This window comes from Ferrimonas pelagia (genome assembly GCF_039543565.1).
Classification (GTDB): Bacteria; Pseudomonadota; Gammaproteobacteria; order Enterobacterales; family Shewanellaceae; genus Ferrimonas; species Ferrimonas pelagia.
Map to the genome: position 1 here is coordinate 1 of NZ_BAABJZ010000105.1, position 24,180 is coordinate 24,180.

The window sequence follows — 24,180 nt, forward strand, 5'->3', positions numbered from 1 at the left end:
AGCTATGACCACATTGTCGACCAGGTTGCAGATGCTTGGAACAGCTTTCGAAAAGATGCAGAACAAGTGCGGCATCTGTGCAGCAGGGAATGGGCCAGACTGACCAAATAGATAATGGAATTGGTATAAGGGGTCAAAGGGGCTGAAGTCAGACGCAAAAAAGGCGCTCCTAGGAGCGCCTTTTTATCTCAAAAGCCGGACGGTTACTTAACAACCGTTAAGGTGGGTCGACCACTGGGACGTTGAACCTGTGCAGGCTCTGAACCCTCGGCGACCGCAGCCAACTCAGGCTGAAACCCGCGAGGCTCCGCGTCGGACTCGAACTCGGCAATATCATCGACCGCTTCGTCTTCGTACTCAGCCTCAGGCGGGAACACAGTACCCGCGCCATTTTCACGGGCGTAGATCGCTTCTACCGCCGCCATAGGGACATACAATGCGTGGGGTTTGCCGCCAAAACGGGCATTAAACAACACCGCATCATTCCCCAACTGCAGATTGCCAACCGCATGCGGCGCAATATTCAGTACGATCTGGCCATCCTGAATAAACTGAGTCGGCACCTGCACGCCAGACACCTCAGCATTCACCACCAAGTGCGGCGTCAGATCGTTATCCTGCATCCAGTCATAAAACGCCCGCAACATGTAGGGACGGGTCGCGCTCACTTCCTGACTCATACGCCGATGCGCAGCTCACGTTCCGCTTCGGTCAGAGAGGCTTTGAAAGCTTCACGCTCGAAGATCCGGGTCATATAAGCTTTCACTTCCGCGCTGCCACGACCGGCCAGCTCGATACCCAGCGTCGGCAGACGCCAGAACAGCGGGGCCAGATAGCAATCCACCAGGGTGAACTCTTCGCTCATAAAGTAAGGGGCTTCGGCAAAGACAGGACCCAGAGCCAAGATGCTCTCGCTCAACTCTTTACGCGCAGCCGCCGCACCATCACCATTCGCGATACGCTCAGCCAGGGCATACCAGTCGTTTTCGATGCGGTGCATCATCAGACGGCTCTGGCCACGGGAAACCGGGTACACCGGCATCAGTGGTGGGTGGGGGAAGCGCTCATCCAAGTATTCCATGATGATGCGGGCGTTGTACAGTACCAGCTCGCGATCAACCAGAGTTGGAACGCTGTTGTACGGATTCAACTCGGCCAGATCCTGTGGCAGCTGGTTTGGATCCACCTGCATAACTTCAACACCGACCCCTTTTTCCGCCAGGACAATGCGAACCTGGTGGCTGTAGAGATCACTGGCACCGGAATACAGGGCCATGACAGAGCGTTTATTGGCAGCGACAGCCATTGGTACCCTCCGAAAAATTCAGATAGCAGAGACAGCAAAGGGGGGCATCAAGCCCCCGCATTTGCACAAGAAACAGATTGTAACCTGTTATTGGTGATTAGTGTACATCTCGCCAGTATTCGCGCTTAAGCAAATAGGAAAGGATCAGGAAGATAAACAAGAATCCCAGCACCCATTTGCCCATCGCCTGACGCTTAAGCTTAACCGGCTCCGCTGAATAGGTCAGGAAGTTGGTCATATCCAGCGCAAACTGCCGGTACTCCTCATCGGTCAAGCTGCCACCAGTAGCGACGATACTGCCATCCTCCTGCAGCACAGGTCGCCCTTGCAGGCCCTCCAGCACATGCGGCATGCCGACGGCAGGAAAGACCAGGTTATTGACGCCGAAGGGGCGACTCTGATCGACATAGAACGCCGTCAGGTACGAATACAGCCAATCTGAACCTCGCACCCGGGCAACCAACGTCAGATCCGGTGGCGGCGCACCAAACCACTTGGCGGCTTGCTCTTGTGGCATCGCGCTCACCATCAGCTCGCCAACCTTAGTGTCGGTATGGATCAAGGCATTCATCTCGTCGAGGGTAAAGCCCAGATCGTCCGCGACCCGCTCATAGCGCTGATATTGGGTACTGTGACAGCCCATACAGTTGGCCATAAACGCCCGTGCTCCACGCTGAAGCGAGGCCTGATCATGCAGATCGATGTCGGCATGCACTACGTGCGGGTTATTGCCACCTGCAGCGAAACCGAGCGCCGGCAGGCAGGCCAAAATTGCAATGATGAATCTCTTCATTAGCCTGTCACCCTTTCTGGAACCGGTTTGCACTTCTCGTTCTTGCTGTAAACAAACAGCAGCACAAAGAAGCCGAAGTAACCGAGAGAGAACAGCCGTGCCAGGTTGGTTTCCACCGGACCGGCAGGCAATGCGCCCAGCACACCCAAAGCGACAAAGCACACCACAAACTGCGCGATGTTAAGCTTGTGCACCAGACTACGATAGCGGACCGACTTGACCTTGCAGCGATCCAACCAAGGCAGGAAGAACAGCACCACGATCGCCGCCCCCATGCCGATCACACCAAACAATTTGTCCGGCACGGCTCGCAAGATGGCGTAGAACGGGGTGAAGTACCACACCGGAGCGATATGTTCAGGGGTCTTCAACGGGTTGGCCGCCTCGAAGTTGGGTGGCTCTAAGAAGTAGCCCCCGCCCTCTGGCATAAAGAACAGCACATAGCAGAACACGATCAAGAACGCGGCGGTACCAAAGATATCCTTCACCGTGTAATAAGGGTGGAAAGGAATGCCGTCCACCGGCCAACCATCCGGCCCTTTGTTCTTCTTGATCTCAATGCCATCCGGGTTATTGGAGCCCACTTCATGCAGCGCAATGATATGCAGGAACACCAACACCACCAGCACCAAGGGCAAGGCGATCACGTGCAACGCAAAGAAGCGGTTCAGGGTCGCGCCGGATACCACGTAATCACCGCGGATCCACAAGGTCAGATCGTCGCCGATCACCGGAATGGCCCCAAACAGCGAGATGATCACCTGAGCGCCCCAATAGGACATCTGGCCCCACGGCAGCAGATAGCCCATAAAGGCTTCCGCCATCAGCACCAGGAAGATCAGCATGCCGAAGATCCACAGCAACTCGCGCGGCTTCTGGTAAGAGCCGTACAGCACGCCGCGGAACATGTGCAGATAGATCACCACAAAGAACGCCGAGGCCCCGGTGGAGTGCATATAACGCAGCAACCAACCGTACTCAACGTCGCGCATGATGTACTCAACGGAGGCAAACGCGCCTTCGGCACTGGGGACATAGTTCATGGTCAGCCAGATCCCCGTGAGGATCTGATTCACCAGCACCAACAGCGCCAAAGAGCCAAAGAAATACCAGAAATTAAAGTTTTTCGGTGTTGGGTACTGACCGACGTGCTTGTTGTACGTCGCGGTCATGGGGATCCGTTCGTCGATCCAATCAATCACCTTTTTCATGACGCGGTTCCCCCATCGAGCCCGATGACCACCGTGCGCTCATCCACATACTGATGGGGCGGCACCTCCAGGTTCAGTGGTGCTGGCACACCGGCAAACACCCGTCCCGCCATATCAAACTTGGAGCCATGACAGGGACAAAAGAAGCCCGACTGGATCCCCTGCACCTGCTGCTGAAATGAATCTGGCATATAGGTTGGAGAGCACCCTAGATGGGTACACAAGCCAACGGCGATAAAGAATTCTTCGTTGATCGCCCGTGACGCATTCTGCGCATAAGGCGGCTGCTGAGGCTCTTCCGAGTTGGGATCCCGCAACTGGCCATCAAGGCCTTGCAGTTGTTGCAGGATCGCCTCCGTCCGGCGAACCACCCATACCGGTTTGCCACGCCATTCCACGCGTAGCAATTGTCCCGGCTCTAACTTTCCAATGTTAACTTCTACTGGTGCGCCGGCAGCTTTCGCCTTGGCGCTTGGGTTCCATGACTTGATGAAGGGAACCGCAGTAGCGACCGCGCCAACCCCGCCAACGGCCGCGGTGGCCAGGGTCAGAAATCTGCGACGTCCAGTATCGACAGGCGCATTGCTCATCCACTTATCTCCCGTAGGGGTTCTGCGTTTTTGCGTACCTTGGGCTTCTTCTTTTTGCCAACACCATATTTTTGATAGTTAGCCAAGGCCGAGGCGGCCCCATTATATAGAAAAACCAGACGCAGTTCATAGTTTTGCGTTAGCCATTGACCTAAATCACAACAACTAAATCACATTCACAGGGAAACAAGTTGATAAACAGCCCTCCCACAAACAACCAGGAGAGAACATCTCTCTTGTGATAGGTTTTCAGACCTTGCTGGATCGCCAGCTCTTCGCGAGGAAGCGTGACAAAATGAAGGCGAAAAAAAACCCGGCCATAAGGCCGGGTTTTCTGTAAGAACCAAAGTCCCAGCGTATTAACGCTTGGAGAACTGTGGCTTACGACGTGCTTTACGCAGGCCGACTTTCTTACGCTCAACTTCACGAGCGTCACGGGTAACGAAACCAGCTTCGCGCAGAGTTGGACGCAGAGACTCGTCAAACTGCATCAGGGCACGGGTGATACCGTGACGGATAGCACCGGATTGACCAGTGATACCACCACCGGAAACGGTCGCGTAGATGTCCAGTTTACCCAGCATCTCGGTCAGTTCCAGCGGCTGACGAACTACCATGCGAGCAGTTTCACGGCCAAAGAATTGCTCCAAAGAGCGCTTGTTGATGGTGATCTCGCCGGAACCCTGCTTGATGAAAACACGAGCAGTGGAGGTCTTGCGGCGGCCAGTACCGTAGTATTGAGTCATTGGCATATTCCCCTTAGATGTCCAGAACCTGAGGCTGCTGTGCAGCGTGCTTGTGCTCGGCACCAGCGTACACTTTCAGCTTGCGGAACATGGCACGACCCAGAGGGCCTTTCGGCAGCATGCCCTTAACGGCCTTCTCGATGATCATTTCAGGACGACGGTCCTGCAGATCAGAGAAGTTGATTTCCTTGATGCCGCCTGGGTAACCAGAGTGGCTGTAGTACATTTTGTTTTGCGCCTTGTTACCGGTAACGGTAACTTTTTCAGCGTTGATGATCACAATGTAATCACCGGTATCCACGTGCGGGGTGTATTCCGCTTTGTGCTTACCGCGCAGACGACGAGCTACTTCAGTAGCCATACGGCCCAGGGTTTTACCCTCGGCATCAATGATAAACCAGTCGCGTTGTACGGACTCTGGCTTAGCAGTAAAAGTTTTCATCAGATTTGAAACCTAATTTGCAGTTACATATCCGCCCTGCTTAAGTAAGCAAGACTACCGTGTTTGGTCTTCCACCTATCCCTTCGAATAGGACAAGACGCTGGTTTTGGTCGTAAAACGACCGTCCGTAACGTAGGCAGGGCGCGAATTATAATGCAGGGCGATGCAAAAATCACCTGCTTTTTTGTGTTCTTGTCTCTTTTTAAGGGAGGTGCGGGCGCGCCAGATAGTCATGACTCTGCATTTCCGCCAATCGACTGAGGCAGCGTTTGAACTCAAACGCTAACAGGCCGCCGGTATACAGCTGCATCATCTCCACCTCGGCAGAGATGATGAGTTTTACACCGCGTTCATAGAACTCATCGACCATGGCAATAAATCGCCGTGCCACGTCATCGCCGGCATGCTCAGCTCCCATTTGGCGCACCCCGCTCAAGAGCACGGTATGGTACAGGCGGGCCAACTCCATGTAATCACTCTGACTGCGCGGCCCGTCACATAACGCTAGAAAATCCGCCAACAAGACGCCGTCCGCCTCTCTGCGAATGGCAATGGCTCGGCCAAGCAGCTCGATCTCGCCGCCCTGATGGCCGGGCTCTGGCGCCAGTTGTGTGAAGTAGTGATGCAAGTTGGCGTCGGCGGCTTGATCCAGCGGCGCATGGTAGATCTCGGCCTGCTCTAACGTCCGTAACCGATAATCGACGCCACTGTCGACATTCACCACCTCGCAGTGTTGCTTAACCAGGGCGATGGCTGGCAGGAAACGGGCCCGTTGCAGACCATTTCGATACAGCTCGTCTGGCGGAATGTTCGAGGTCGCCACCAACACCACCCCCAAATCGAACAATTGCTCAAACAGGCCACCGAGGATCATGGCGTCGGTAATGTCCGAAACAAAGAACTCGTCGAAACAGATCACCTCCGCTTCGTCGGCCCAGCCCCGCGCGATCAGCGCCAACGGATCTGCCTGGCCCTGCAACTGAGTCAACTGCTGGTGGACACGGTGCATAAAACGATGGAAATGGATGCGGATCTTACGTTGCAGTGGCAGGCAGTCGTAGAAGGTATCGACCAGGTAGGTCTTACCGCGACCGACGCCGCCCCAAAAATAGAGCCCCTTTACCCTTGGTTTGAGTATTGGCTTATTGCCGAGCCGAAACCAGCGCTGCCGCAGACTCGGTTGCCAATCTTGCCGCAGGTTCAGCTCATCATAGAGTCGCTGCAACTGCTGCACGGCGTGCTGCTGAGCCGGATCAAATTGAAAATCGGTACGGGTAAGATCCTGTTCATACCGTTCGAGCGGAGTCGCCATCCTCACTTCCTTGGACAATGCTTATAGCTAGACAAAACCTGTATTCTCGGGCCGCAAGTGTATCATGGCCCAATGAGCCGATGTATATTGAGCCTGTATCAATCAGGGATCTATAGGAGAGTTTATGACCTGGCTACCGAGCCTCTTTTTCTTGTTGGTTGGCATCGGGATCGGCTACGCGATCCGCTGGCACTTCAAGGATGGCAGTAACGATAAGCAGCACTTACAGCGGGAATTGGCTCAGGCCAAGTTCGATCTGGACCAACAACGCCAAGAAGTGGCCGACTACTTTGAGCAGTCCCGTGAGCTGATGTCACAAGTAAGCACCAGCCTGGATAAAGCCAATCAATTTTGGAATAACTCGGCCCAAGGGCTGCTGGGTGAGAACAAGATGGCGCCGCTACCAAGCCACCCACCGCAACTGGAAGAGCATCTCGAGACCATCGAGGCTCTGCCACCCAACGACTACGTCAAAGGCTCACACGGGATCATTAACGAACCGCCAAAAGCTGCCAACGGCTAGGGAACTTTCGTTAGAGTCCTCAGTCGCATAGTTAAGGAAGACCCGCGAAATCATTGCAGGAGTTTGATCGCAAATGAAATTAAATACCCCTTTGTTGTCAGCCGCTGTGCTGTGTGCCTCTCTAGCCGCTGTATCACCTAGCCACGCCGCTTGGCCATCCTCGATTGATGGTCAAGCGTTGCCTAGCCTCGCCCCGATGGTCGAGCAGATCTCGCCTGCCGTGGTTTCGGTGTCTGTCGAAGGCACCCAAGTCGCCCGACAAAACATCCCTGAGCCATTCCGCTTCTTTTTTGGCCCCAACTCGCCGCAAGGACGCGAACAAAGTCGACCGTTTCGCGGACTGGGCTCCGGCGTCATTATTGATGCGAAAAAAGGCCATGTGATCACCAATCACCACGTTATCGACAACGCCGACAAGATCCTCATCAACCTCAGTGATGGCAGAGAATATGAAGCGAAGTTGATCGGTTCCGATCCCGCCACCGATGTCGCGGTACTCAAGATCGAGGCCGATGATCTGACGGCCGTTACGCTGGCCGACTCCGACACGCTCAAGGTGGGTGATTTCACCGTGGCGATCGGCAACCCGTTTGGGCTCGGCCAGACCGTCACCTCCGGCATCGTTTCCGCCCTTTCTCGTGGCCTTGATGGCGACGGCTACCAAAACTTCATCCAGACCGATGCGGCCATCAACTCCGGCAACTCCGGCGGCGCACTGGTCAATCTCAACGGCGAACTGATCGGGATCAACACCGCCATCATCGCCCCCAGTGGTGGCAATGTCGGCATTGGCTTTGCTATCCCGGTTAATATGGTGCAAAACCTGACCAATCAGATCCTCGAGTTCGGTGAAGTGCGCCGCGGTGTCCTAGGGATCATCGGCGGCCCATTGAATAATGAAACCGCGAAGCTGTTCGGCCTCGACACTAAGCACGGCGCCTACATCAGCCAAGTGTTGCCGGATTCGGCTGCGGCCGAGGCGGGGATCGAAGCCGGCGACATCATCACCAGCCTCAATGGTAAAAATATCCGCACCTTCCAGGAGCTACGAGCCAAGATCGCCACCATGGGTGCCGGAGCAACGGTCAAGCTGGGCGTGTTCCGCGACGGCGACCGCAAGACCATCAAGGTCACCCTGAATGAAGCGCCGGGTGAGAACATCCAAGCCAGCATCATCCATCCGGCCCTAGAGGGCGCCAAACTCTCCAGCTATAACGAGGGTGGGATCCGTGGGGTACGTGTCTCTGAGCTGGATGAACGCTCGCCAGCCGCACGCAATGGCCTGCAATCCGGCGATGTGATCATCGGCATCAGCCTGCTCAACCGTGGGCGTGTGCCGGTACAAGAGCTGGGCCAACTTCGGGAGATGCTCAGCGAATACGACGGGGCCTTTGCCGCCACCGTCCATCGTGACGGCAGCAACCTGATGGTGATCCTACGCTGATCTTGCCCAAACTCGAGAGAAGGCGACCATCCGGTCGCCTTTTTTATTTAAGTCAGTCAGTTGTTACCTTTTCCACTCAGAGTTAGGATCGGTCTATCACGGAACTCTTTACTAATGAATATGCTGTCCATGCTGCGATACATCCTCAAACCTGTGCTGATCGGCCTCGCCGTGGCTGCCGTGATCATTGTCACCACGCCCAGTCTGAGGGAGCACCTGCCTCGCCTGGATCGCAGTATCAGTCACGTCGAGCGTGCCAGCTTTGCCAGTGCAGTACGTCGCGCCGCGCCCGCGGTGGTGAATGTCTACTCCCACCGTCAAACCCGGGGCAACTTCAGCCAGTTGGCACCACAAGGGCTGGGCAGTGGCATCATCATGCATGATGAGGGCTATGTCCTGACCAACTACCACGTGGTCAGCGCCGCCGATCAGATCTTCCTCGCCCTGCAGGACGGTCGGTTGGCCAATGCCGAGATGATCGGCTCCGATCCCTATACCGATCTGGCGGTGCTGAAGATCGACGAGGACAACCTGCCGGTGATCCCGCTGGATCTCAGCCGTAAGCCTCAAGTCGGTGATATGGTGCTGGCCATTGGCAATCCCTATAACCTGGGACAAACCATCACCCAGGGGATCATCAGCGCCACCGGCCGCAACGGCCTCAGCTCCAGCTATCAAGATTTCATCCAGACCGATGCCGCCATCAACCAAGGCAACTCCGGCGGGGCGCTGGTCGACGCCGATGGCATGTTGATCGGGATCAACACCGCCAACTACCAGCAGTTAGGCGATGCCGGAGTGGGCCTCAACTTTGCCATTCCCATTGAGCTGGCCTACAAAATCATGGGCAAGCTGATCCGCGACGGTAGGGTGATCCGCGGACACTTGGGACTCAGCGGCAGCCCGGTGAATGCCACCATCGCACGCCTGTTGCGATTACCTGAGGTCATGGGCGTCGCCGTCACTGAGGTCGATGCCAACGGCCCGGCGGCGCGTGCTGGCTTGCGGCCTAACGACGTCCTGACCGCGTTCAACGGCGATCCGATCAGCGGCAGCGACATGTTGATGGACCGCATCGCCGAAACGCCGCCGGGCACTGAGATCAACATGACTCTGATCCGCCAAGGTCGCCGCTTCAGTGTACCGATCACCATCGCCGAAAAGCCCCCGATGAGCACACAACCGAGCCGCTAACTTCAAAACGCAGGATCCGCAGTCGCCTTGCTTAGGCATACGCTTTGTTTGGATCCTGCCCATGTCGACACTCGCTTACGCGACCTCAGTGACGCCCCCGCACGCCGGGTTGATCAGCCTAAAGGCCTACCGAGGGCCCAAGATCCTACTGCTCAATAACAAAGGGGGCGTCGGCAAATCCACCCTGACCACTCAGCTACTGCTGCGGCTGCAACAGCGGGGTCAACATCCGGCGCTGGTGGATTTTGATCCCCAATGCTCCAGCCTACAGTGGGCCGAGCAGCACGGCGCCATCTGGGCCGTCGATGACGACGCGCGGCGGGCCCCGTTGGAGTCGATGCGCCTGCGCGTGCCGGCCAACGCCAGCTGCGTGCTGATGGACTCCCCGGCAAACCTGACGCCGGAGCTGCTGGTGCGGGTGCTGCGATACGCCGATAAGATCCTACTGCCCAGCCAAGCGAATCCAATGGATGTCCGCGCGCTCGGTCGCTTCCTGCCGGAGCTGTTGTTCCATCCTATGTATCGCAGCCGCCAACCCAAGATCGGCGTGGTCGCCAACCGGGTGCAGGATGGCAGCCAAACCGAACTCCTGAAGCGATTCCTCACCCACCTCGATATGCCGCTGCTGGCCGAGCTGCCAGAGCGTAGCCAATATCAACAAGACCATGCTGCCAGCAAGCTCAGTGATAACGGCGTGTGGGCTCGCTTGCTGGAATGGCTCGATCAATGAGCCCCCCGACTGTGAGCGGCATAAAAAAACGCCCGTCGGATGACGGGCGTTTTCGTTAGCATCGGCTCAAAGGGTTACTTAACCCGGACCACATCCGCGCCCAGACCCGCCAGCTTGTGCTCGATCTGCTCGTAACCGCGATCCAGGTGATAGATCCGATCCACTACAGTCGTCCCGGTCGCCACCAAGCCCGCGATCACCAGACAGGCGGACGCGCGCAGATCGGTCGCCATGACCTGAGCGCCTTGCAGCTGCTCGATCCCCTGGATCAGGCAGGTATTGCCTTCCAGATCCATCTTGGCGCCCATCCGCTTCAGCTCAGGGACGTGCATAAACCGGTTCTCGAAGATGGTCTCCGTCACCTTAGCACCGCCACTGGACAGGGCATTCATGGTACAGAACTGCGCCTGCATATCGGTCGGGAACGCCGGGTGTGGCGCCGTTTTGATCGACACAGGCTTCGGCTGACGGCCCTGCATATCCAGGCTGATCCAGTCGTCACCGCGCTCGATCACTGCGCCCGCTTCTTCCAGCTTCAACAACACCGGCTCCAGCGTCTCAGGCGCCGCCTGACGACACACGACCGAACCGCGCGTCGCGGCTGCTGCCACCAGATAGGTTCCGGTCTCGATCCGATCCGGCATGACGTCGTAACGCACACCGTGCAGCTTCTCAACCCCTTCAATGCGGATCACATCGGTACCCGCCCCCGAGATCTTGGCCCCCATGGCGTTCAGGCACGACGCCAGATCCACCACTTCCGGCTCACGCGCCGCGTTCTCGATGTAGGTCACGCCGTCGGCCAACGCCGCCGCCGCCATCAGGTTCTCGGTGCCCGTCACGGAAACCACATCCATCAGGATGGTGGCCCCCTTTAGGCGGCCATTCATGCGCGCCTTAACGTAGCCCTCTTCCACCTTCACATCCGCCCCCATGGCTCGCAGGCCCTGGATATGCAGATCCACCGGACGAGCGCCAATGGCGCAGCCCCCCGGCAAAGAGACATCGGCCTTGCCGTACTTGGCCAGCAACGGCCCCAGCAGCATGATGGACGCGCGCATGGTTTTCACCAGCTCATATTCCGCCACGCAGGTGGTAATGGTGGAGGGATCGATGGTCAACAGGCTGTTGTCCAGATCACTCACGGTGGCACCCAGCTGACGCAGCAGTTGAATGGTTGTATTCACGTCACGCAACACCGGCACGTTGCCCAGTGTCATGGTGTCTTCCGCCAAAACGGCCGCCATCAAGATCGGCAGAGCCGCATTTTTGGCGCCAGAGATGGTGACTTCGCCGGCTAAGGGGCCCGCAGCCCGTACTTGCAATTTATCCACTTAAGCTCCGCCAGATCAGCTAGGCATATTGAAAATCTTTTCTCGTTGCCACTCCGCTGGCGTAAATGCCTTGATGGTCAAGGCATGCAAGGTTCCATCTGTGATCTTATCCATCAAAGGTGCGTAGACCGCCTGTTGGCGCTTCACCTTTGATTGGCCATCAAACCCCTCGCCAACCGCTACAATCGTGTAGTGGCTGCCGTCGGATCTTACGTCCACTTCGGTCAGTTGCAATGCATCCTGCAGTCGCTGTTCAATCTCTTTCAGATCCATCGCTTTTCTCCTCGATGTCGGTGCTTGAGCGCAATTGCTCGCCGTCCAGGCCTAAATCGTACAATGCCATCAATCGACGCAGTGACGCCGGACAATGGCACCAAGCCAGAGCCGCGCCCTGCGGCTGCCGCTGCTGGGTTTCCAGCTCCAGCAACCAAGCCAATCCCGCACTGTCCACCGAATCCAGCGCCTGCAGATCCAAGCGCTGCACCCCCCGCCACTCGTCACGGTGTGCGGCCAGATCCGGCACCGAGTGCAGATCCAGCCGACCTTGCACGATCAGCGTTTGGTCGTCGCGAGTGACCGTCAAGCTCACGAGGCTCCCCTCGCAGGCACCAGCGCCTTGCTACTTTGCTCCGCCAGCATATCACTGACCAGATCAATGCCCTGGCGCCGGATCAGGCCGCCGATCTCCGCCTCTTTGGTCGCCAACAGGCTGACACTTTCGGCGATAAGATCAATCGCTTTCCACTCACCTGTCTTCTTGTTGCGACGGGCTTTGAACTGGACTGAAATCGGAGGCCTTCCGGGCTCAATGATATTCACCCCGACCGTCACGATCTGTTGATCCTTGAGCGGTTGCGCAGGTTGGAAGGCCACGGTTTGATCCGTGTACTCGGTGAAAGCCTGAGCAAAGGTGGCAATCATATACTGCTTAAATACGTCCGTGAACCTCTGAACCTGCTCTTTGCTCAATTGACGGGCTCGCGGCCCCACCACTTTCAGTGCCGCAAAGCGGTGATCCACATACGGCATCAACTCCTGCTCCACGATCAGCTTGAGATGGTCAGGATCGGCGGCGATCAGCGCCTTATCCTCGGCAAACCGGTCAAAGGTGGCCGCCGCAACCTGCTCCACCAAGCGATAAGGATCGCTGCTGTCCACCGTTGCCAGCGCTGGACTGCACCACAGCATTGCCAACCATAACCACACACCCATGCGTTTCATATCACCCACTCCTTATTCACCCTGTCCCACACTATAGAGGAACTGGCCGATCAACTCCTCCAGCACCATGGCACTGCGGGTATCTTCGATCCGATCACCGTCCACCAATAGCTCACCCTCTTCGTCATAAAAGCCGGGGGTCAAGCCAATGTACTGCTCCCCCAACAACCCCGAGGTCAGGATGGAGAGGCTACTGGTGTCGGGAAACTGATCGAACCGAGCATCGATCGCCAGCGTCACCTCCGGCAGCAGCGATTCAGGATCCAAATCGATCGCCAGCACCCGGCCCACCACCACGCCACCGACCTTCACCGGTGAGCGCACCTTCAGACTGCCGATATTCTCAAACCCGGCGTTGAGCCGGTAACTGGGGCCATTGCCGCGCGGATCGATGTCCGCCACCTTTAAGATCAACACCAATAACGCCACCAGACCCGCCAATAAAAAGGCGCCGACGGCCAACTCGATTTTGCGTGAATTCATCCTGTTACCCAAACATCAGTGCAGTCAAAACAAAGTCCAGTGCCAACACCGCCAGTGAAGCATGAACCACGGTTTCGGTGGTGGCCCGGCTGATCCCTTCTGCCGTCGGCATCGCGTCATAGCCTTTGAACAGCGCGATCCAGATCACCACAAAAGCAAACACACCACTTTTAATCAAACAATTGAGAATGTCTTTCTGCCACTCGACCGAGGCATTGAGGATCGACCAAAACGCACCGGGATCGATCCCCTTCCACTCGACGCCGATCAGATGTCCGCCCCAGATCCCGACCGCCGTAAACATCAGCGCCAGTAGCGGCATGGCGATCAAGCCCGCCCAAAAGCGCGGCGCGACCACCCGGCGCAAGGGATCCACCGCCATCATCTCCATCGACGCCAACTGCTCGGTCGCTTTCATCAGGCCGATCTCCGCCGTTACCGCCGAGCCGGCGCGACCGGCAAACAGCAGCGCCGTGACCACCGGGCCCAACTCCCGCAGCAAGCTCAACGCCACCATGGGGCCGAGGCTCTCCTCGGTGCCAAAATCCGCCAGAATGATGTAGCCCTGCAGGCCCAGCACCATGCCGATAAACAGACCGGAGACGGTAATGATCAACACCGACAACACGCCGATCTGGTACAGCTGCTTGATCAGCAACGGCGCCATCTTGGCTGGCTGTGGCCGGGCCAACAAGGCGCCCAGCAGCATCAACAGTGCCCGGCCCAACCCGGCAACCCAGGCGATCCCACCGCGACCCAGCCGGGCCACACTCTGCAACACACTCACTGTAACAACTCCTCCAGATAGTCCGCAGCAGGATGATGGAACCGCACCGGCCCATCGGGTGCGCCCTGTAAAAACTGGCGCAGCTGGGCGCTGTCGAGGCTGCGGATCTGCGCCGGTGTGCCCTGCCCCACCACGCGGGCATCGGCGATCACATAAACATAATCGGCGATCTGCAACACCTCATCGACATCGTGCGATACCACGATGGAGGTCAGATCCAGCGCCTGCCCCAACTCCCGGATCAGCTTCACCAGCACCCCCATGGAGATGGGATCCTGACCGGCAAACGGCTCGTCGTACATCACCAGCTCGGGCTCCAGTGCGATCGCCCGCGCCAAGGCCGCCCGTCGCTGCATACCACCAGAGAGCTCTGCCGGCAGCAAAGACGCCGCCCCGCGCAGGCCGACGGCCTCCAGTTTCATCAACACCAAACGGCGGATCAGGGGCTCGCTCAATTGGGTGTGCTCACGCAGAGGAAAGGCCACGTTGTCAAACACGGACATATCGGTAAACAGGGCGCCGGACTGGAATAGCATGCTGATCCGGCGCCGCTGCCGATACAGCTGTGCCCGCGACAATCGATTCAGATCCTGACCATCAAAATGCACGCAGCCACTGTCGGGCTGCAACTGTGCGCCAAACAGCTTAAGCAGGGTGGTTTTACCGATGCCACTGGGGCCCATAATGGCGGTGATCCCGCCGCGGGGGATCTGCATGGAGAGTCGATCGAAGATGGTCCGTTCGCCGCGACGAAAGACCAGATCCTGCACCTCGATCAAGGGTGAGGATGAGCTATCTGATTGATTTTGCATGTCCTCAACAGACGCCTGACGGCGCCTGGAAACTCCTTTTCTTGGGCCAGCAAGACCCACATAGTACGTGCCAAACAGCCACTTAACAATCTACGCCACTTTTCTTTTCCCCTGGTTCAAGCGACAATGCGCGCCAATGCATTGACCCATGGCACCGGCATGATATTGAATCTGGTTTTATTGTTGCTTGGCCTGGCCTTATTGGTCTGGAGCGCCGACCGTTTTGTCTACGGCGCCGCCGCACTGGCCCGCAATCTGGGGCTACCACCACTGATCATCGGTCTGACCATCGTCTCCATGGGCTCCTCCGCACCCGAAGCCATGGTCGCCGCCAACGCCGCCATCGAGGGCCGACTCGATACCGCCATCGGCAATGTCATCGGCTCCAACATCGCCAACATCACCCTGATCCTCGGCGCCACCGCGCTGATCCGCCCGCTACTGGTGGGCTCCTCTACTCTGATCAAAGAGCTGCCATTGATGTTGGCCGCCACCGTACTGGCCGGCTACCTAATGCACGATCTGCACCTAAGCCGCACCGATGGGCTGATCCTGGCACTGGCGTTCATTTTGGTGATGGGTGTCCTGATCGCCTCAGCACTGCGTACCCGCAGCAGCGATCCCCTTATCGCCGAAAGCGACGACGAGATCCCCAGCGATGTCCCCATGGCCAAAGCCCTGCTGTGGCTGGCCGTCGGCATGCTGCTGCTGCCGTTGGCGGCGGATCTCATGGTCAACAACGCCGTGGTCATCGCCCAATTCTTTGGCCTGTCCGATCTGGTGATCGGCCTGACCATCATCGCCGTCGGCACCAGTCTGCCCGAGTTAGCCGCCTGCCTCGCCGGCCTGGCCAAGGGCGAGGATGATCTGGTGATCGGCAACGTGGTGGGCTCCAACCTGTTCAATATCTTGGCCGTGTTGGCGATCCCCACCCTGATCGCCCCCGGCACCATCGATGCCGCCGCTGCGGGCCGAGACTACTACATTATGCTGGCTACCAGCCTGGCCCCGCTGCTGTTACTCTTGCTCAAACGCAGCCGCAGCATCGGCCGCCTTGAAGGTGGCTTGCTGCTGGTCGCCTTCATTGCCTACCAATTTACCCTGTTTACTCAGGCCGCGTGATCCACAGGAGAGCCGATGTCTACCGCATCACAATGGCATCAATGGGCAAAGCGCGTCATCGATATCGAGACCGCCGCCATCCAACATCTGCACCGCTTCATCGACGACGAATTCGTTGCGGCATGCGAAACCTTACTGGCCTGCAAAGGCAAAGTTGTCGTGATGGGGATGGGCAAGTCCGGTCACATCGGCAATAAGATCGCCGCCACCCTCGCCAGTACCGGCACCCCGGCGTTTTTTGTCCATCCCGGCGAAGCCAGCCATGGCGATCTGGGCATGTTGGCCCCACAGGACGTGGTGATCGCCATCTCCAACTCAGGTGAAGCCCACGAGATCCTCACCCTGATGCCGGTGATCAAACGGATGGGGCTGGCGGTGATCGCCATGACCGGCAACCCGAACTCCAGCATGGCCCAATTGGCACAACACCATCTGTGCATCAAGGTCGAAGAGGAAGCCTGCCCACTGGGTCTGGCCCCCACCTCCTCCACCACCGCCACGCTGGTGATGGGGGACGCCATCGCCGTTGCCTTGCTCCAGGCCCGGGGCTTTACCGCCGATGACTTTGCCCTGTCCCACCCCGGCGGGGCGCTGGGCCGCAAACTGCTGCTGCGTGTGGCCGATCTGATGCACCGCGATGACCGGCTGCCCCAGGTCCGGCAGGATGTCACCATCTCCGCCGCCTTGCTGGAGATCTCCGCCAAAGGCCTCGGCATGACCGCCGTGACCACTGCAGACGACAAACTGAGCGGGATCTTCACCGATGGCGATCTGCGACGCGTGCTGGATGCTAAAGTGGATATTCACAGCACCGCCATTGGCGATGTCATGACCCAAGATCCCGTCACCATCTCCAGTCATCTGCTGGCCGCAGAAGCCCTGCAGATGATGGAATCGCGCAAGATCAATGGCCTGATCACCGTCGATGAGCAAGGCCGACCGGAAGGGGCACTGAATATGATGGACATGCTCAAAGCAGGAGTCTTGTAATGGAGCCGATCGTGACGCTTTACGGCCCGGTCAACGCCGAAGTGATGGAACGCGCCAGCACCATTCGCCTGCTGATCTGCGACGTCGATGGCGTATTTTCCGACGGGCGGATCTATCTGGGCAACGACGGCGAAGAACTCAAAGCCTTCCACACCCGCGACGGCTTTGGCGTCAAAGCGCTGCAACACGCCCAGATCCCGATGGCCGTGATCACCGGCCGCCGCTCGGCCATCGTCCAGCAACGAATGACCGATCTTGGGGTCAAACATATTATTCAGGGCTGCGAAGACAAACTGTCGGCCTTTGAACAGCTCAAGCAACAACTGGCGCTGGAAGACAGCGAGTGCGCCTACATCGGCGACGATCTGGTCGATCTGGCGGTCATGCGACAGGTGGGACTGGCGGTGGCCGTCAATGACGCCCACCCCGCCCTGCTGCCCCATGCCCACTACCGCACCTCATTGCGTGGCGGCTTTGGCGCCGTCCGTGAGCTGTGCGATCTGCTGCTGCAAGCTCAGGGCAAACTGGCGGACGCCAAAGGGCTGTCGGTATGAAACGTGAATACTGGATCGGTCTGATCCTTCTGGCATTGGCCGCGGGCCTGTATTGGCGCAGCGTGCAGCTCGAAGAGCAAGCGCCGGCGTTTGACGCCAGCTCCGAGCCCGACTTCGTTGCGCGCGCCCTGCGCACCCGCAGCTACGACGCCAACGGCCGGCTGGCCGCGGAGATCGCCGCCGACAGCATGCAGCACTATCAGCAAGAGGCGCTGACCGAGTTCGATCAACCGATCTACCTGATCTATCCCGAGGATCAGCCCGGCGTCTGGAAAGTCCAGGCCACCAGCGGCCGCCTGCAGCAAAACCGCTACCTGCTGCTGCAGCAACAGGTGGTGATCACCGCCATCGAGCCGGAGGAGCCGCTGCGCACCATACATACCGATCATCTCACCCTGGATCTGGAAACCATGGTGATGACCTCGGACGCGCCAATCCGGGCCGAAGGCGAGCTCTTTACCCTTAATGCCACTGGGCTCTGGGCCGATCTCAACCACAACAAGATTGAATTACAACACGATGTCAACGCGACCTATCAAGTGCAATAACGGCGCCCAACGCCCGAACGCACCCACCCGCGCGATGACCAATAAGGTAAGTAACCACATGACATGTAAAAAACTTCTGGTTTGGGGCCTGTTGCTGCTGACGCCCGGCCTGCAAGCCACCGAAGCCGACTTCACTCAGCCGGTGACCGTCTCCGCCGATCGCTCCAGTGGCGATTTCACTAACCGCACGCTGGAATACATCGACAATGTGCAGATCACCCAGGGCAGCCTTAAGATCCTAGCCGATCGCCTCACCCTAGAATCCAGTGAAGACAAAAGTCATCAGGTGATGATCGCCACCGGCAACCCCGCCACCTATCAGCAGATGATGGACAACGGCTTGCTTGCCAAGGCGCAGGCCAACGAGATCCGCTATGACATCAATACTCAGGATCTGATCATGACCGGCGACGCCGAGTTGAGCCAGGAAGGCAGCTTGGTGCGCGGCGAAACCATCAGCTATAACGCCCGCCTGCAACGCCTAACCGCGCAAGGCAGCGCCGACGAGCAGATCACCACCATTTTTATGCCGACCGAGCGTAATAACGACGAACAAGAGCAACAGCAAACAGAGCCACAACCATGAGTAAGGTAAGCATTCTCAAAGCCGAACAACTGGCCAAGACCTACAGCGGACGCCAGGTCGTCAAGAGCGTTGGTTTGGAGGTCAAGACCGGTCAGATCGTGGGCCTGCTCGGCCCCAATGGCGCCGGCAAGACCACCACCTTCTACATGGTGGTCGGCCTGGTGCAAAACGACAAAGGCCGGATCAGCATTGATGACGAAGAGATCACCCTGCTGCCGATGCATTCCCGCGCCCGCAAAGGGATCGGCTACCTGCCACAGGAATCGTCCATCTTCCGCAAGCTGACCGTGTTCGATAACCTGATGGCGGTGTTGCAGACCCGTAAGGATCTCAACAAAACCCAGCGGCTGGAAAAACTCGAGCAGCTACTGGAAGAGTTCAACATTACCCATATCCGTGAAAGCCTGGGCATGGCGCTGTCCGGCGGTGAACGGCGCCGAGTCGAGATCGCACGGGCACTGGCCGCCGATCCCCAATTCATTCTGCTGGACGAGCCGTTTGCTGGGGTCGATCCGATCTCCGTGATCGACATTAAGAAGATCATCCAACACCTCAAGTTGCGCGGTCTAGGCGTCTTGATCACCGACCATAATGTGCGCGAAACTCTGGATGTGTGCGAATACGCCTACATCGTCAGCCACGGTGAAATGATCGCGCAGGGCGCACCAGAAGAAGTGCTCAACGACAAACTGGTTCGCTCCGTCTATCTGGGCGATCAGTTCAAACTCTAGTGTTGCTCCCTACCGCCCCAATACAGGGACGCCAGAGACACACAACAAGGATCGGGTACCAATGAAGACCTCCCTGCAACTAAAGCTGGGTCAGCAGTTAACCATGACGCCGCAACTGCAACAGGCGATCCGCCTGCTGCAATTGTCCACCTTAGATCTCCAGCAGGAGATCCAAGAGGCGCTGGAATCCAATCCTTTGCTGGAAAGCAGCGACGAGTTTGAACAACAGACTGAGAACAACGACAACAACACCGATGGCACGGCCAGCGACAACAACACAAGCAGCGAGACGAGCTCGGACGAGGGCTTTGAACCCACCGAGCAAGCCGCCATCGAGACACCCGAGGCCCTGTCTCAAACCGATATGTCCGACGATCTGCCACTCGACAGCACCTGGGACGACGTCTATAGCGCCGCCCCTGCCCCAATGGCCAGCGCGATACGGGACGACGACAGCCAGTATCAAGGCGAAACCAGCATGGATCTGCAAAGCCACCTGATCTGGCAGATGGAATTGACGCCGATGACCGACACCGATCGGGCCATCGCCACCACCATCATCGATGCCATCGACGAGCACGGGTACCTCACCGTCAGTGCCGAGGAGATCCTGGAAGCCCAGGGCGCCGACGAGATCGAGCTGGACGAAGTGATCGCCGTCCTCAAGCGGGTACAACAGTTTGATCCCGTTGGCTGCGCCTCCCGCGATCTGGCCGAATGCCTGCAGATCCAGCTGGCCCAGTTACCCGCAGAGACCCCATGGAAGGCAGAAGCCATTATCCTGTTACAGCAACATATGGATCTATTGGCCAACCGCGACTTTCGTACCTTGCTGCGGCGCACTAGACTCAAAGAAGATGAGTTACGAGATGCCATGGCCTTAATCCAATCACTCACTCCCCGCCCCGGCAGCAGCATCGCCGCCAGCGAGAGCCAATATGTGATACCAGACGTCTCGGTCAGCAAGAAACAGGGGCGCTGGGTCGTGGAGCTCAATCCCGATGCGATGCCAAAGCTGCGCATCAATGAGCAATACGCCGCCCTCAGTCGCGGGGCGCGCAACAATGGCGATAGCCAGTTTGTGCGCGGCCATCTGCAGGACGCAAAATGGTTTATTAAGAGCCTAGAGAGCCGAAACGACACCTTAATGAAAGTGGCCAATTGCATCGTTCAGTATCAACAAGGCTTCCTCGAATACGGCGATGAGGCCATGAAACCTATGGTACTCAACGACGTCGCCGAAGCGGTAGACATGCACGAGTCCACCATCTCCCGCGTCACCACCCAGAAGTACATGCATACCCCACGTGGGATCTTTGAGCTAAAGTATTTTTTCTCCAGTCACGTCAGTACCGACGGCGGCGGCGAGTGCTCCTCGACCGCGATCCGCGCGCTGATCAAAAAACTGGTGGCCGCTGAGAGCCCCAAGAAGCCGCTCAGCGACAGTAAGATGGCACAGCTTCTCGCGGAGCAGGGCATTCAGGTTGCACGGCGTACCATCGCCAAATACCGGGAAGCCCTCTCCATCCCCCCCTCGAACCAGCGCAAAACCCTTTAACGCGCAATGGAGGTCACCTTATGCAGATCAATCTTACCGGGCACCACGTCGACGTTACCGAAGCCTTAAGAGACTATGTGCATGAAAAATTTGAGCGATTGGAACGCCATTTCGACCACATTAACAATGTACATGTGATCCTCAATGTACAAAAATTGCAGCAGATCGCCGAAGCGAAGCTGCATCTGAATGGGGGGGAGGTGTTTGCCACCCATGAACATGAGAACATGTACGCCGCCATCGACGGTCTCGTGGACAAGCTAGACCGACAAGTAATTAAACATAAAGAGAAAATTTCCAGGCACTGATGGAGATAACAACAATACTCTCGCCGGAGCGTACCCGCTGTGTTGCGCCCGGCCTCAGCAAAAAGCGGGCGCTGGAGATGATCAGCGAATTGGCTGCCAGCCAGTGCCCAGAGCTGCCTCAACACGAGCTGTTCGAAAGCCTAATGGCCAGGGAAAAAATGGGCAGCACCGGCATAGGCAAAGGGATCGCCCTGCCGCACGGACGGCTGGGCCGCATCAAACACCCGATCGCCGTGCTGCTCAAGTGCGCTCAACCCATTGAGTTTGACGCCATCGATCAGCAACCGGTCGATCTGCTGTTCGCCCTGTTTGTGCCCGAGCAAGAGCACGCTCAACACCTAGCGACCCTGCGCACGGTTGCCGGCAAACTCAGCCAGAAGGAGCTGTGCCGCGCCCTGCGCAAGACCGAAGACAACCACCATCTGTATGAGCTCGTGACCCAGTGAAGTTAATCATCTTATCCGGCCGATCCGGCGCAGGTAAAACCGTTGCACTGCGGATCATGGAAGATCTGGGCTACTACTGTGTCGATAACCTGCCGTTAGAGCTGTTGCCGCAACTGCTGCGCAGCCAAACCGGCCTCAACAACGAGATCGCCGTCAGTCTGGATATCCGCAACCTGCCCCTGCAGCAGCTGGATATTGCGCGCCTGCGCGCCATGCTGGATAAGGATATCGAGGTTCAGATCTTCTTCCTCGACGCTGGCGACGACCACCTGCTCAAACGCTACAGCGAAACCCGGCGCATGCACCCGCTATCCAGGGACGGTAAGGCGCTGGCCGATGCCATTGCCGAGGAGCGACGCCTATTGGCCCCGCTGGCGCAGGATTGCGATCACCACATTCTGACCGACAACCTGTCGGTGTATCAGTTGGCCGATGAGATCCGCTCCCGCCTGCTCGGCCAGGTCAATCAGGAGATGATGCTGGTGTTTGAGTCGTTTGGCTTCAAATACGGCATGCCCAAGCAGGCCGACTACCTGTTTGATGTCCGCTTCCTGCCCAATCCGCATTGGGAAGCCGAGCTGCGCGCCCACACCGGGCTGGAACAACCGGTGATGGACTTCTTTCTCAAGCACAGCAGCGTGGCCCGCTTTATCGATCACACCGAGCGCTTCTTGCTCAACTGGCTGCCCATGCTCGAACGCAACAACCGCGCCTACCTGACCGTTGCCATCGGTTGCACCGGTGGCAAACACCGCAGCGTCTATGTCGCCAATCAACTGGCACAGCGCTTCCGACAACACAAAGCCAGCGTCCAGATCCGCCATCGTGAACTCAACATCGCAGATTGAACGCACCGTCGAGGTGATCAACAAGCTCGGTCTGCACGCCCGCGCCGCCACCCGGCTGGTCCAATTGGCCAGCCGCTTCGATGCCCACATCACCCTACATCAGGATGAGCAAAGCGCCGATGCCGACAGCGTACTCGGGATCCTGCTGCTGCAAGGCAGTCAAGGCAAGAACGTCACCGTGCGCTGCTGTGGCCCGGACGCGCAGCCCGCCTTGGAGGCGGTCTGTCAGCTGTTCGCGGCGCGCTTCGATGAAAAGGAATGAGCCGCGCCGTTAACCGTGCACGATCTGCGCTTTCATGCTGTAGAGGATAAACAGTACCTCCTCCTGCTCACGCTGGGCCACCCCATTTTTCCCCAACGCCACCAACGCATCATCCAACACCGCCAGAAACTCTTCACCGTCGATGTTCATGCCTCGATGGACTGAGACCATGTCCTGGCCGGTATAACAGGCAGGTCCACCGGCGCCGGTGATAAAGAAGGCGGCCGCCGACTGCTTCAAGCTCGCCAGATCTGAGCCAACAAAACGCGGCGCGATCCTCGGGTTATTGTGGTGCAGTTCGACCAGATCGGATGCGATCTGCGTGATCCCATCCCGCCCCCCGAGACGTTGATACAGAGAGATCATAGCGTGCTCCTCTACGAGTTTGACCACCAGCGAGGTGATCCCTGTCAACAGCATAGACAGCTTGAGTGCCACCGTGCACTCCATCCACCTTGTTGATCCAAACAGGCAACCGACAGTAAAAGAGAACTCGACAGGACGTCACCACAGAGGCGAAAAGGACATGAGGAAAACAGCGATTGGCGCAGGGCTGATACTATTAGCTTGCCAGGCCAATGGGTTAGAAAAGCAGGTGCATTCGGCGCGCTGCGGCACCGATCTGGTCAAGCTGGGCGACAGCAAAAGTACCCTGCTCAACCATTGTGGCAAGCCGTTTGATAGCGACAGTGTGGGCAAGAGCCGCAAGGAGTACCACTACCAACGCAGCAAGACCGGACCGATCACCGTATTCCAGATCCACAAAGGGAAGATCACCGAGATCAGACTGGTACGCTAATCGGCCCGGTGAAACTTACTTGGCCGCTTGCGGGCGGTTTTTCTGCCCCAGACCACGGACAAAGTTGCGCAGCAATTGATCGCCACACTCTTGGTAGTTACGATGATCCGGCTTGCGGAACAGCGCTGATAGCTCCGACTTGGAGATCCGGAAGTTGGACAGCTTGAGGATCGCGATGATGTCATCGTCCCGCAGCTCCAGTGCGATACGCAGTTTACGCAGCACCTCATTGTTGTTCAGGCGGGCGCTGCGCGCCAACAGCTTTGGCTCGCGGCCCTCTTGCACGCCTCGATACTTGATGATCAGGCCATCCAGAAAGGCGGCAAAGGTGCGATCGCGACACTCGATCACCCCATCCTCTTCCTCTTTTTTCAGCATCGGATCCAGCTCTTCCTTGGTGATGGTGTAGTTCATCAAGGCAAACACCGCGATCATATCCGGGTTATTGAATGTGAGGGCATAGCGCAGTTGGCGCAGCAGATCGTTATTACGCATGAAAA

Annotated in this window: 33 protein-coding genes; 16 read left to right on the forward strand and 17 right to left on the reverse strand. The window is 57.7% G+C overall.

Features of this window, described 5'->3' with window-relative positions; translation table 11 throughout:
- Positions 1-203: 203 nt before the first annotated feature.
- From ABEA08_RS20115 to zapE, 8 genes are all read right to left on the reverse strand, one after another.
- Entirely contained in the window at positions 204-680 is a 477-nt protein-coding gene (locus tag ABEA08_RS20115) for a ClpXP protease specificity-enhancing factor (RefSeq protein WP_345337219.1), read from the reverse strand.
- Positions 677-1,306 (reverse strand): stringent starvation protein SspA, encoded by a 630-nt coding sequence (gene sspA, locus ABEA08_RS20120; protein WP_345337220.1) that lies wholly within the window; start codon positions 1,304-1,306, stop codon positions 677-679. Before sspA ends, ABEA08_RS20115 begins: the two co-directional genes overlap by 4 nt.
- 97 nt (positions 1,307-1,403) lie before the next feature.
- Positions 1,404-2,099, reverse strand: a complete 696-nt coding sequence (locus ABEA08_RS20125; protein ID WP_345337221.1) for a cytochrome c1 — start codon at positions 2,097-2,099, stop codon at positions 1,404-1,406.
- Complete coding sequence (locus ABEA08_RS20130; RefSeq protein WP_345337222.1) at positions 2,099-3,310, reverse strand: cytochrome b; 1,212 nt, start codon at positions 3,308-3,310, stop codon at positions 2,099-2,101. The genes ABEA08_RS20125 and ABEA08_RS20130 overlap by 1 nt, the downstream gene beginning before the upstream one ends.
- A complete protein-coding gene (gene petA / locus ABEA08_RS20135; protein ID WP_345337223.1) occupies positions 3,307-3,900 on the reverse strand; it encodes a ubiquinol-cytochrome c reductase iron-sulfur subunit in 594 nt (197 codons plus the stop codon). Before petA ends, ABEA08_RS20130 begins: the two co-directional genes overlap by 4 nt.
- 359 nt (positions 3,901-4,259) lie before the next feature.
- Entirely contained in the window at positions 4,260-4,652 is a 393-nt protein-coding gene (rpsI, locus tag ABEA08_RS20140) for a 30S ribosomal protein S9 (RefSeq protein ID WP_345337224.1), read from the reverse strand.
- Between the two features lie 7 nt (positions 4,653-4,659).
- Positions 4,660-5,088, reverse strand: a complete 429-nt coding sequence (gene rplM, locus ABEA08_RS20145; RefSeq protein WP_345337225.1) for a 50S ribosomal protein L13 — start codon at positions 5,086-5,088, stop codon at positions 4,660-4,662.
- 202 nt (positions 5,089-5,290) lie between these two features.
- On the reverse strand, positions 5,291-6,400 hold the full coding sequence (gene zapE, locus ABEA08_RS20150) for a cell division protein ZapE (protein ID WP_425557391.1): 1,110 nt from the start codon (positions 6,398-6,400) through the stop codon (positions 5,291-5,293).
- 124 nt (positions 6,401-6,524) lie between these two features.
- Here zapE and ABEA08_RS20155 point away from each other — a divergent pair, with 124 nt between their 5' ends.
- The 4 genes from ABEA08_RS20155 to ABEA08_RS20170 all read left to right on the forward strand — a co-directional run bounded on the left by ABEA08_RS20155 (position 6,525) and on the right by ABEA08_RS20170 (position 10,291).
- On the forward strand, positions 6,525-6,923 hold the full coding sequence (locus ABEA08_RS20155; RefSeq protein ID WP_345337227.1) for a Z-ring associated ZapG family protein: 399 nt from the start codon (positions 6,525-6,527) through the stop codon (positions 6,921-6,923).
- A gap of 73 nt (positions 6,924-6,996) precedes the next feature.
- Positions 6,997-8,367 carry a DegQ family serine endoprotease gene (locus ABEA08_RS20160; RefSeq protein WP_345337228.1) on the forward strand — a complete coding sequence of 457 codons (1,371 nt, stop codon included), beginning with the start codon at positions 6,997-6,999 and terminating at the stop codon, positions 8,365-8,367.
- 114 nt (positions 8,368-8,481) lie between these two features.
- A complete protein-coding gene (degS, locus tag ABEA08_RS20165) occupies positions 8,482-9,561 on the forward strand; it encodes an outer membrane-stress sensor serine endopeptidase DegS (protein ID WP_345337229.1) in 1,080 nt (359 codons plus the stop codon).
- 61 nt (positions 9,562-9,622) lie between these two features.
- Positions 9,623-10,291, forward strand: coding sequence for a ParA family protein (locus tag ABEA08_RS20170; protein ID WP_345337230.1), 669 nt, complete (start codon positions 9,623-9,625; stop codon positions 10,289-10,291).
- Between the two features lie 74 nt (positions 10,292-10,365).
- Here ABEA08_RS20170 and murA read toward each other — a convergent pair whose 3' ends face one another.
- The 7 genes from murA to ABEA08_RS20205 are packed head-to-tail and all read right to left on the reverse strand — an operon-like array spanning position 10,366 to position 14,928.
- Complete coding sequence (murA, locus tag ABEA08_RS20175; RefSeq protein ID WP_345337231.1) at positions 10,366-11,625, reverse strand: UDP-N-acetylglucosamine 1-carboxyvinyltransferase; 1,260 nt, start codon at positions 11,623-11,625, stop codon at positions 10,366-10,368.
- A 15-nt stretch (positions 11,626-11,640) separates the two neighbouring features.
- Positions 11,641-11,898 carry a BolA family protein gene (locus ABEA08_RS20180; RefSeq protein WP_345337232.1) on the reverse strand — a complete coding sequence of 86 codons (258 nt, stop codon included), beginning with the start codon at positions 11,896-11,898 and terminating at the stop codon, positions 11,641-11,643.
- Positions 11,879-12,214, reverse strand: a complete 336-nt coding sequence (locus ABEA08_RS20185; RefSeq protein WP_345337233.1) for an STAS domain-containing protein — start codon at positions 12,212-12,214, stop codon at positions 11,879-11,881. Before ABEA08_RS20185 ends, ABEA08_RS20180 begins: the two co-directional genes overlap by 20 nt.
- Positions 12,211-12,846: an MlaC/ttg2D family ABC transporter substrate-binding protein gene (locus tag ABEA08_RS20190; RefSeq protein ID WP_345337234.1), complete on the reverse strand. Its 636-nt coding sequence runs from the start codon at positions 12,844-12,846 to the stop codon at positions 12,211-12,213. The genes ABEA08_RS20185 and ABEA08_RS20190 overlap by 4 nt, the downstream gene beginning before the upstream one ends.
- 12 nt (positions 12,847-12,858) lie before the next feature.
- On the reverse strand, positions 12,859-13,329 hold the full coding sequence (mlaD, locus tag ABEA08_RS20195) for an outer membrane lipid asymmetry maintenance protein MlaD (protein WP_345337235.1): 471 nt from the start codon (positions 13,327-13,329) through the stop codon (positions 12,859-12,861).
- Positions 13,330-13,333: 4 nt separating this feature from the next.
- The gene (gene mlaE / locus ABEA08_RS20200) at positions 13,334-14,116 is read right to left on the reverse strand and encodes a lipid asymmetry maintenance ABC transporter permease subunit MlaE (protein ID WP_345337236.1); all 783 of its coding nucleotides are present in this window, start codon (positions 14,114-14,116) and stop codon (positions 13,334-13,336) included.
- A complete protein-coding gene (locus tag ABEA08_RS20205; protein WP_345337237.1) occupies positions 14,113-14,928 on the reverse strand; it encodes an ATP-binding cassette domain-containing protein in 816 nt (271 codons plus the stop codon). The genes mlaE and ABEA08_RS20205 overlap by 4 nt, the downstream gene beginning before the upstream one ends.
- 159 nt (positions 14,929-15,087) lie before the next feature.
- Here ABEA08_RS20205 and ABEA08_RS20210 point away from each other — a divergent pair, with 159 nt between their 5' ends.
- The 11 genes from ABEA08_RS20210 (at position 15,088) to ABEA08_RS20260 (ending at position 22,881) form a co-directional block, all read left to right on the forward strand.
- Positions 15,088-16,050, forward strand: coding sequence for a calcium/sodium antiporter (locus ABEA08_RS20210; RefSeq protein WP_345337330.1), 963 nt, complete (start codon positions 15,088-15,090; stop codon positions 16,048-16,050).
- A 15-nt stretch (positions 16,051-16,065) separates the two neighbouring features.
- Positions 16,066-17,040, forward strand: coding sequence for a KpsF/GutQ family sugar-phosphate isomerase (locus tag ABEA08_RS20215; RefSeq protein ID WP_345337238.1), 975 nt, complete (start codon positions 16,066-16,068; stop codon positions 17,038-17,040).
- The gene (gene kdsC, locus ABEA08_RS20220; RefSeq protein ID WP_345337239.1) at positions 17,040-17,594 is read left to right on the forward strand and encodes a 3-deoxy-manno-octulosonate-8-phosphatase KdsC; all 555 of its coding nucleotides are present in this window, start codon (positions 17,040-17,042) and stop codon (positions 17,592-17,594) included. Before ABEA08_RS20215 ends, kdsC begins: the two co-directional genes overlap by 1 nt.
- On the forward strand, positions 17,591-18,142 hold the full coding sequence (gene lptC, locus ABEA08_RS20225; RefSeq protein ID WP_345337240.1) for an LPS export ABC transporter periplasmic protein LptC: 552 nt from the start codon (positions 17,591-17,593) through the stop codon (positions 18,140-18,142). The genes kdsC and lptC overlap by 4 nt, the downstream gene beginning before the upstream one ends.
- A 58-nt stretch (positions 18,143-18,200) precedes the next feature.
- Positions 18,201-18,728, forward strand: a complete 528-nt coding sequence (gene lptA / locus ABEA08_RS20230) for a lipopolysaccharide transport periplasmic protein LptA (RefSeq protein ID WP_345337241.1) — start codon at positions 18,201-18,203, stop codon at positions 18,726-18,728.
- Complete coding sequence (gene lptB, locus ABEA08_RS20235) at positions 18,725-19,459, forward strand: LPS export ABC transporter ATP-binding protein (RefSeq protein ID WP_345337242.1); 735 nt, start codon at positions 18,725-18,727, stop codon at positions 19,457-19,459. Before lptA ends, lptB begins: the two co-directional genes overlap by 4 nt.
- A gap of 61 nt (positions 19,460-19,520) precedes the next feature.
- Positions 19,521-21,017 carry an RNA polymerase factor sigma-54 gene (locus ABEA08_RS20240; protein ID WP_345337243.1) on the forward strand — a complete coding sequence of 499 codons (1,497 nt, stop codon included), beginning with the start codon at positions 19,521-19,523 and terminating at the stop codon, positions 21,015-21,017.
- Positions 21,018-21,037: 20 nt separating this feature from the next.
- Positions 21,038-21,325 (forward strand): ribosome hibernation promoting factor, encoded by a 288-nt coding sequence (gene hpf / locus ABEA08_RS20245; RefSeq protein ID WP_345337244.1) that lies wholly within the window; start codon positions 21,038-21,040, stop codon positions 21,323-21,325.
- Positions 21,325-21,771 (forward strand): PTS IIA-like nitrogen regulatory protein PtsN, encoded by a 447-nt coding sequence (ptsN, locus tag ABEA08_RS20250; RefSeq protein WP_345337245.1) that lies wholly within the window; start codon positions 21,325-21,327, stop codon positions 21,769-21,771. Before hpf ends, ptsN begins: the two co-directional genes overlap by 1 nt.
- Positions 21,768-22,619, forward strand: a complete 852-nt coding sequence (rapZ, locus tag ABEA08_RS20255; protein WP_345337246.1) for an RNase adapter RapZ — start codon at positions 21,768-21,770, stop codon at positions 22,617-22,619. The genes ptsN and rapZ overlap by 4 nt, the downstream gene beginning before the upstream one ends.
- Positions 22,597-22,881, forward strand: coding sequence for an HPr family phosphocarrier protein (locus ABEA08_RS20260; RefSeq protein WP_345337247.1), 285 nt, complete (start codon positions 22,597-22,599; stop codon positions 22,879-22,881). The genes rapZ and ABEA08_RS20260 overlap by 23 nt, the downstream gene beginning before the upstream one ends.
- A gap of 9 nt (positions 22,882-22,890) precedes the next feature.
- On the opposite strand, the gene ABEA08_RS20265 is transcribed toward ABEA08_RS20260, so the two are convergent.
- The gene (locus ABEA08_RS20265; protein WP_345337248.1) at positions 22,891-23,319 is read right to left on the reverse strand and encodes a group I truncated hemoglobin; all 429 of its coding nucleotides are present in this window, start codon (positions 23,317-23,319) and stop codon (positions 22,891-22,893) included.
- Positions 23,320-23,407: 88 nt separating this feature from the next.
- On the opposite strand from ABEA08_RS20265, the gene ABEA08_RS20270 reads away from it, so the two are divergent.
- Positions 23,408-23,680 carry a DUF2845 domain-containing protein gene (locus tag ABEA08_RS20270; protein ID WP_345337249.1) on the forward strand — a complete coding sequence of 91 codons (273 nt, stop codon included), beginning with the start codon at positions 23,408-23,410 and terminating at the stop codon, positions 23,678-23,680.
- A gap of 15 nt (positions 23,681-23,695) precedes the next feature.
- Here the strand turns inward: ABEA08_RS20270 and ABEA08_RS20275 are convergent, their stop codons facing one another.
- Positions 23,696-24,175: a YehS family protein gene (locus ABEA08_RS20275; protein ID WP_345337250.1), complete on the reverse strand. Its 480-nt coding sequence runs from the start codon at positions 24,173-24,175 to the stop codon at positions 23,696-23,698.
- Positions 24,176-24,180 lie beyond the last annotated feature (5 nt).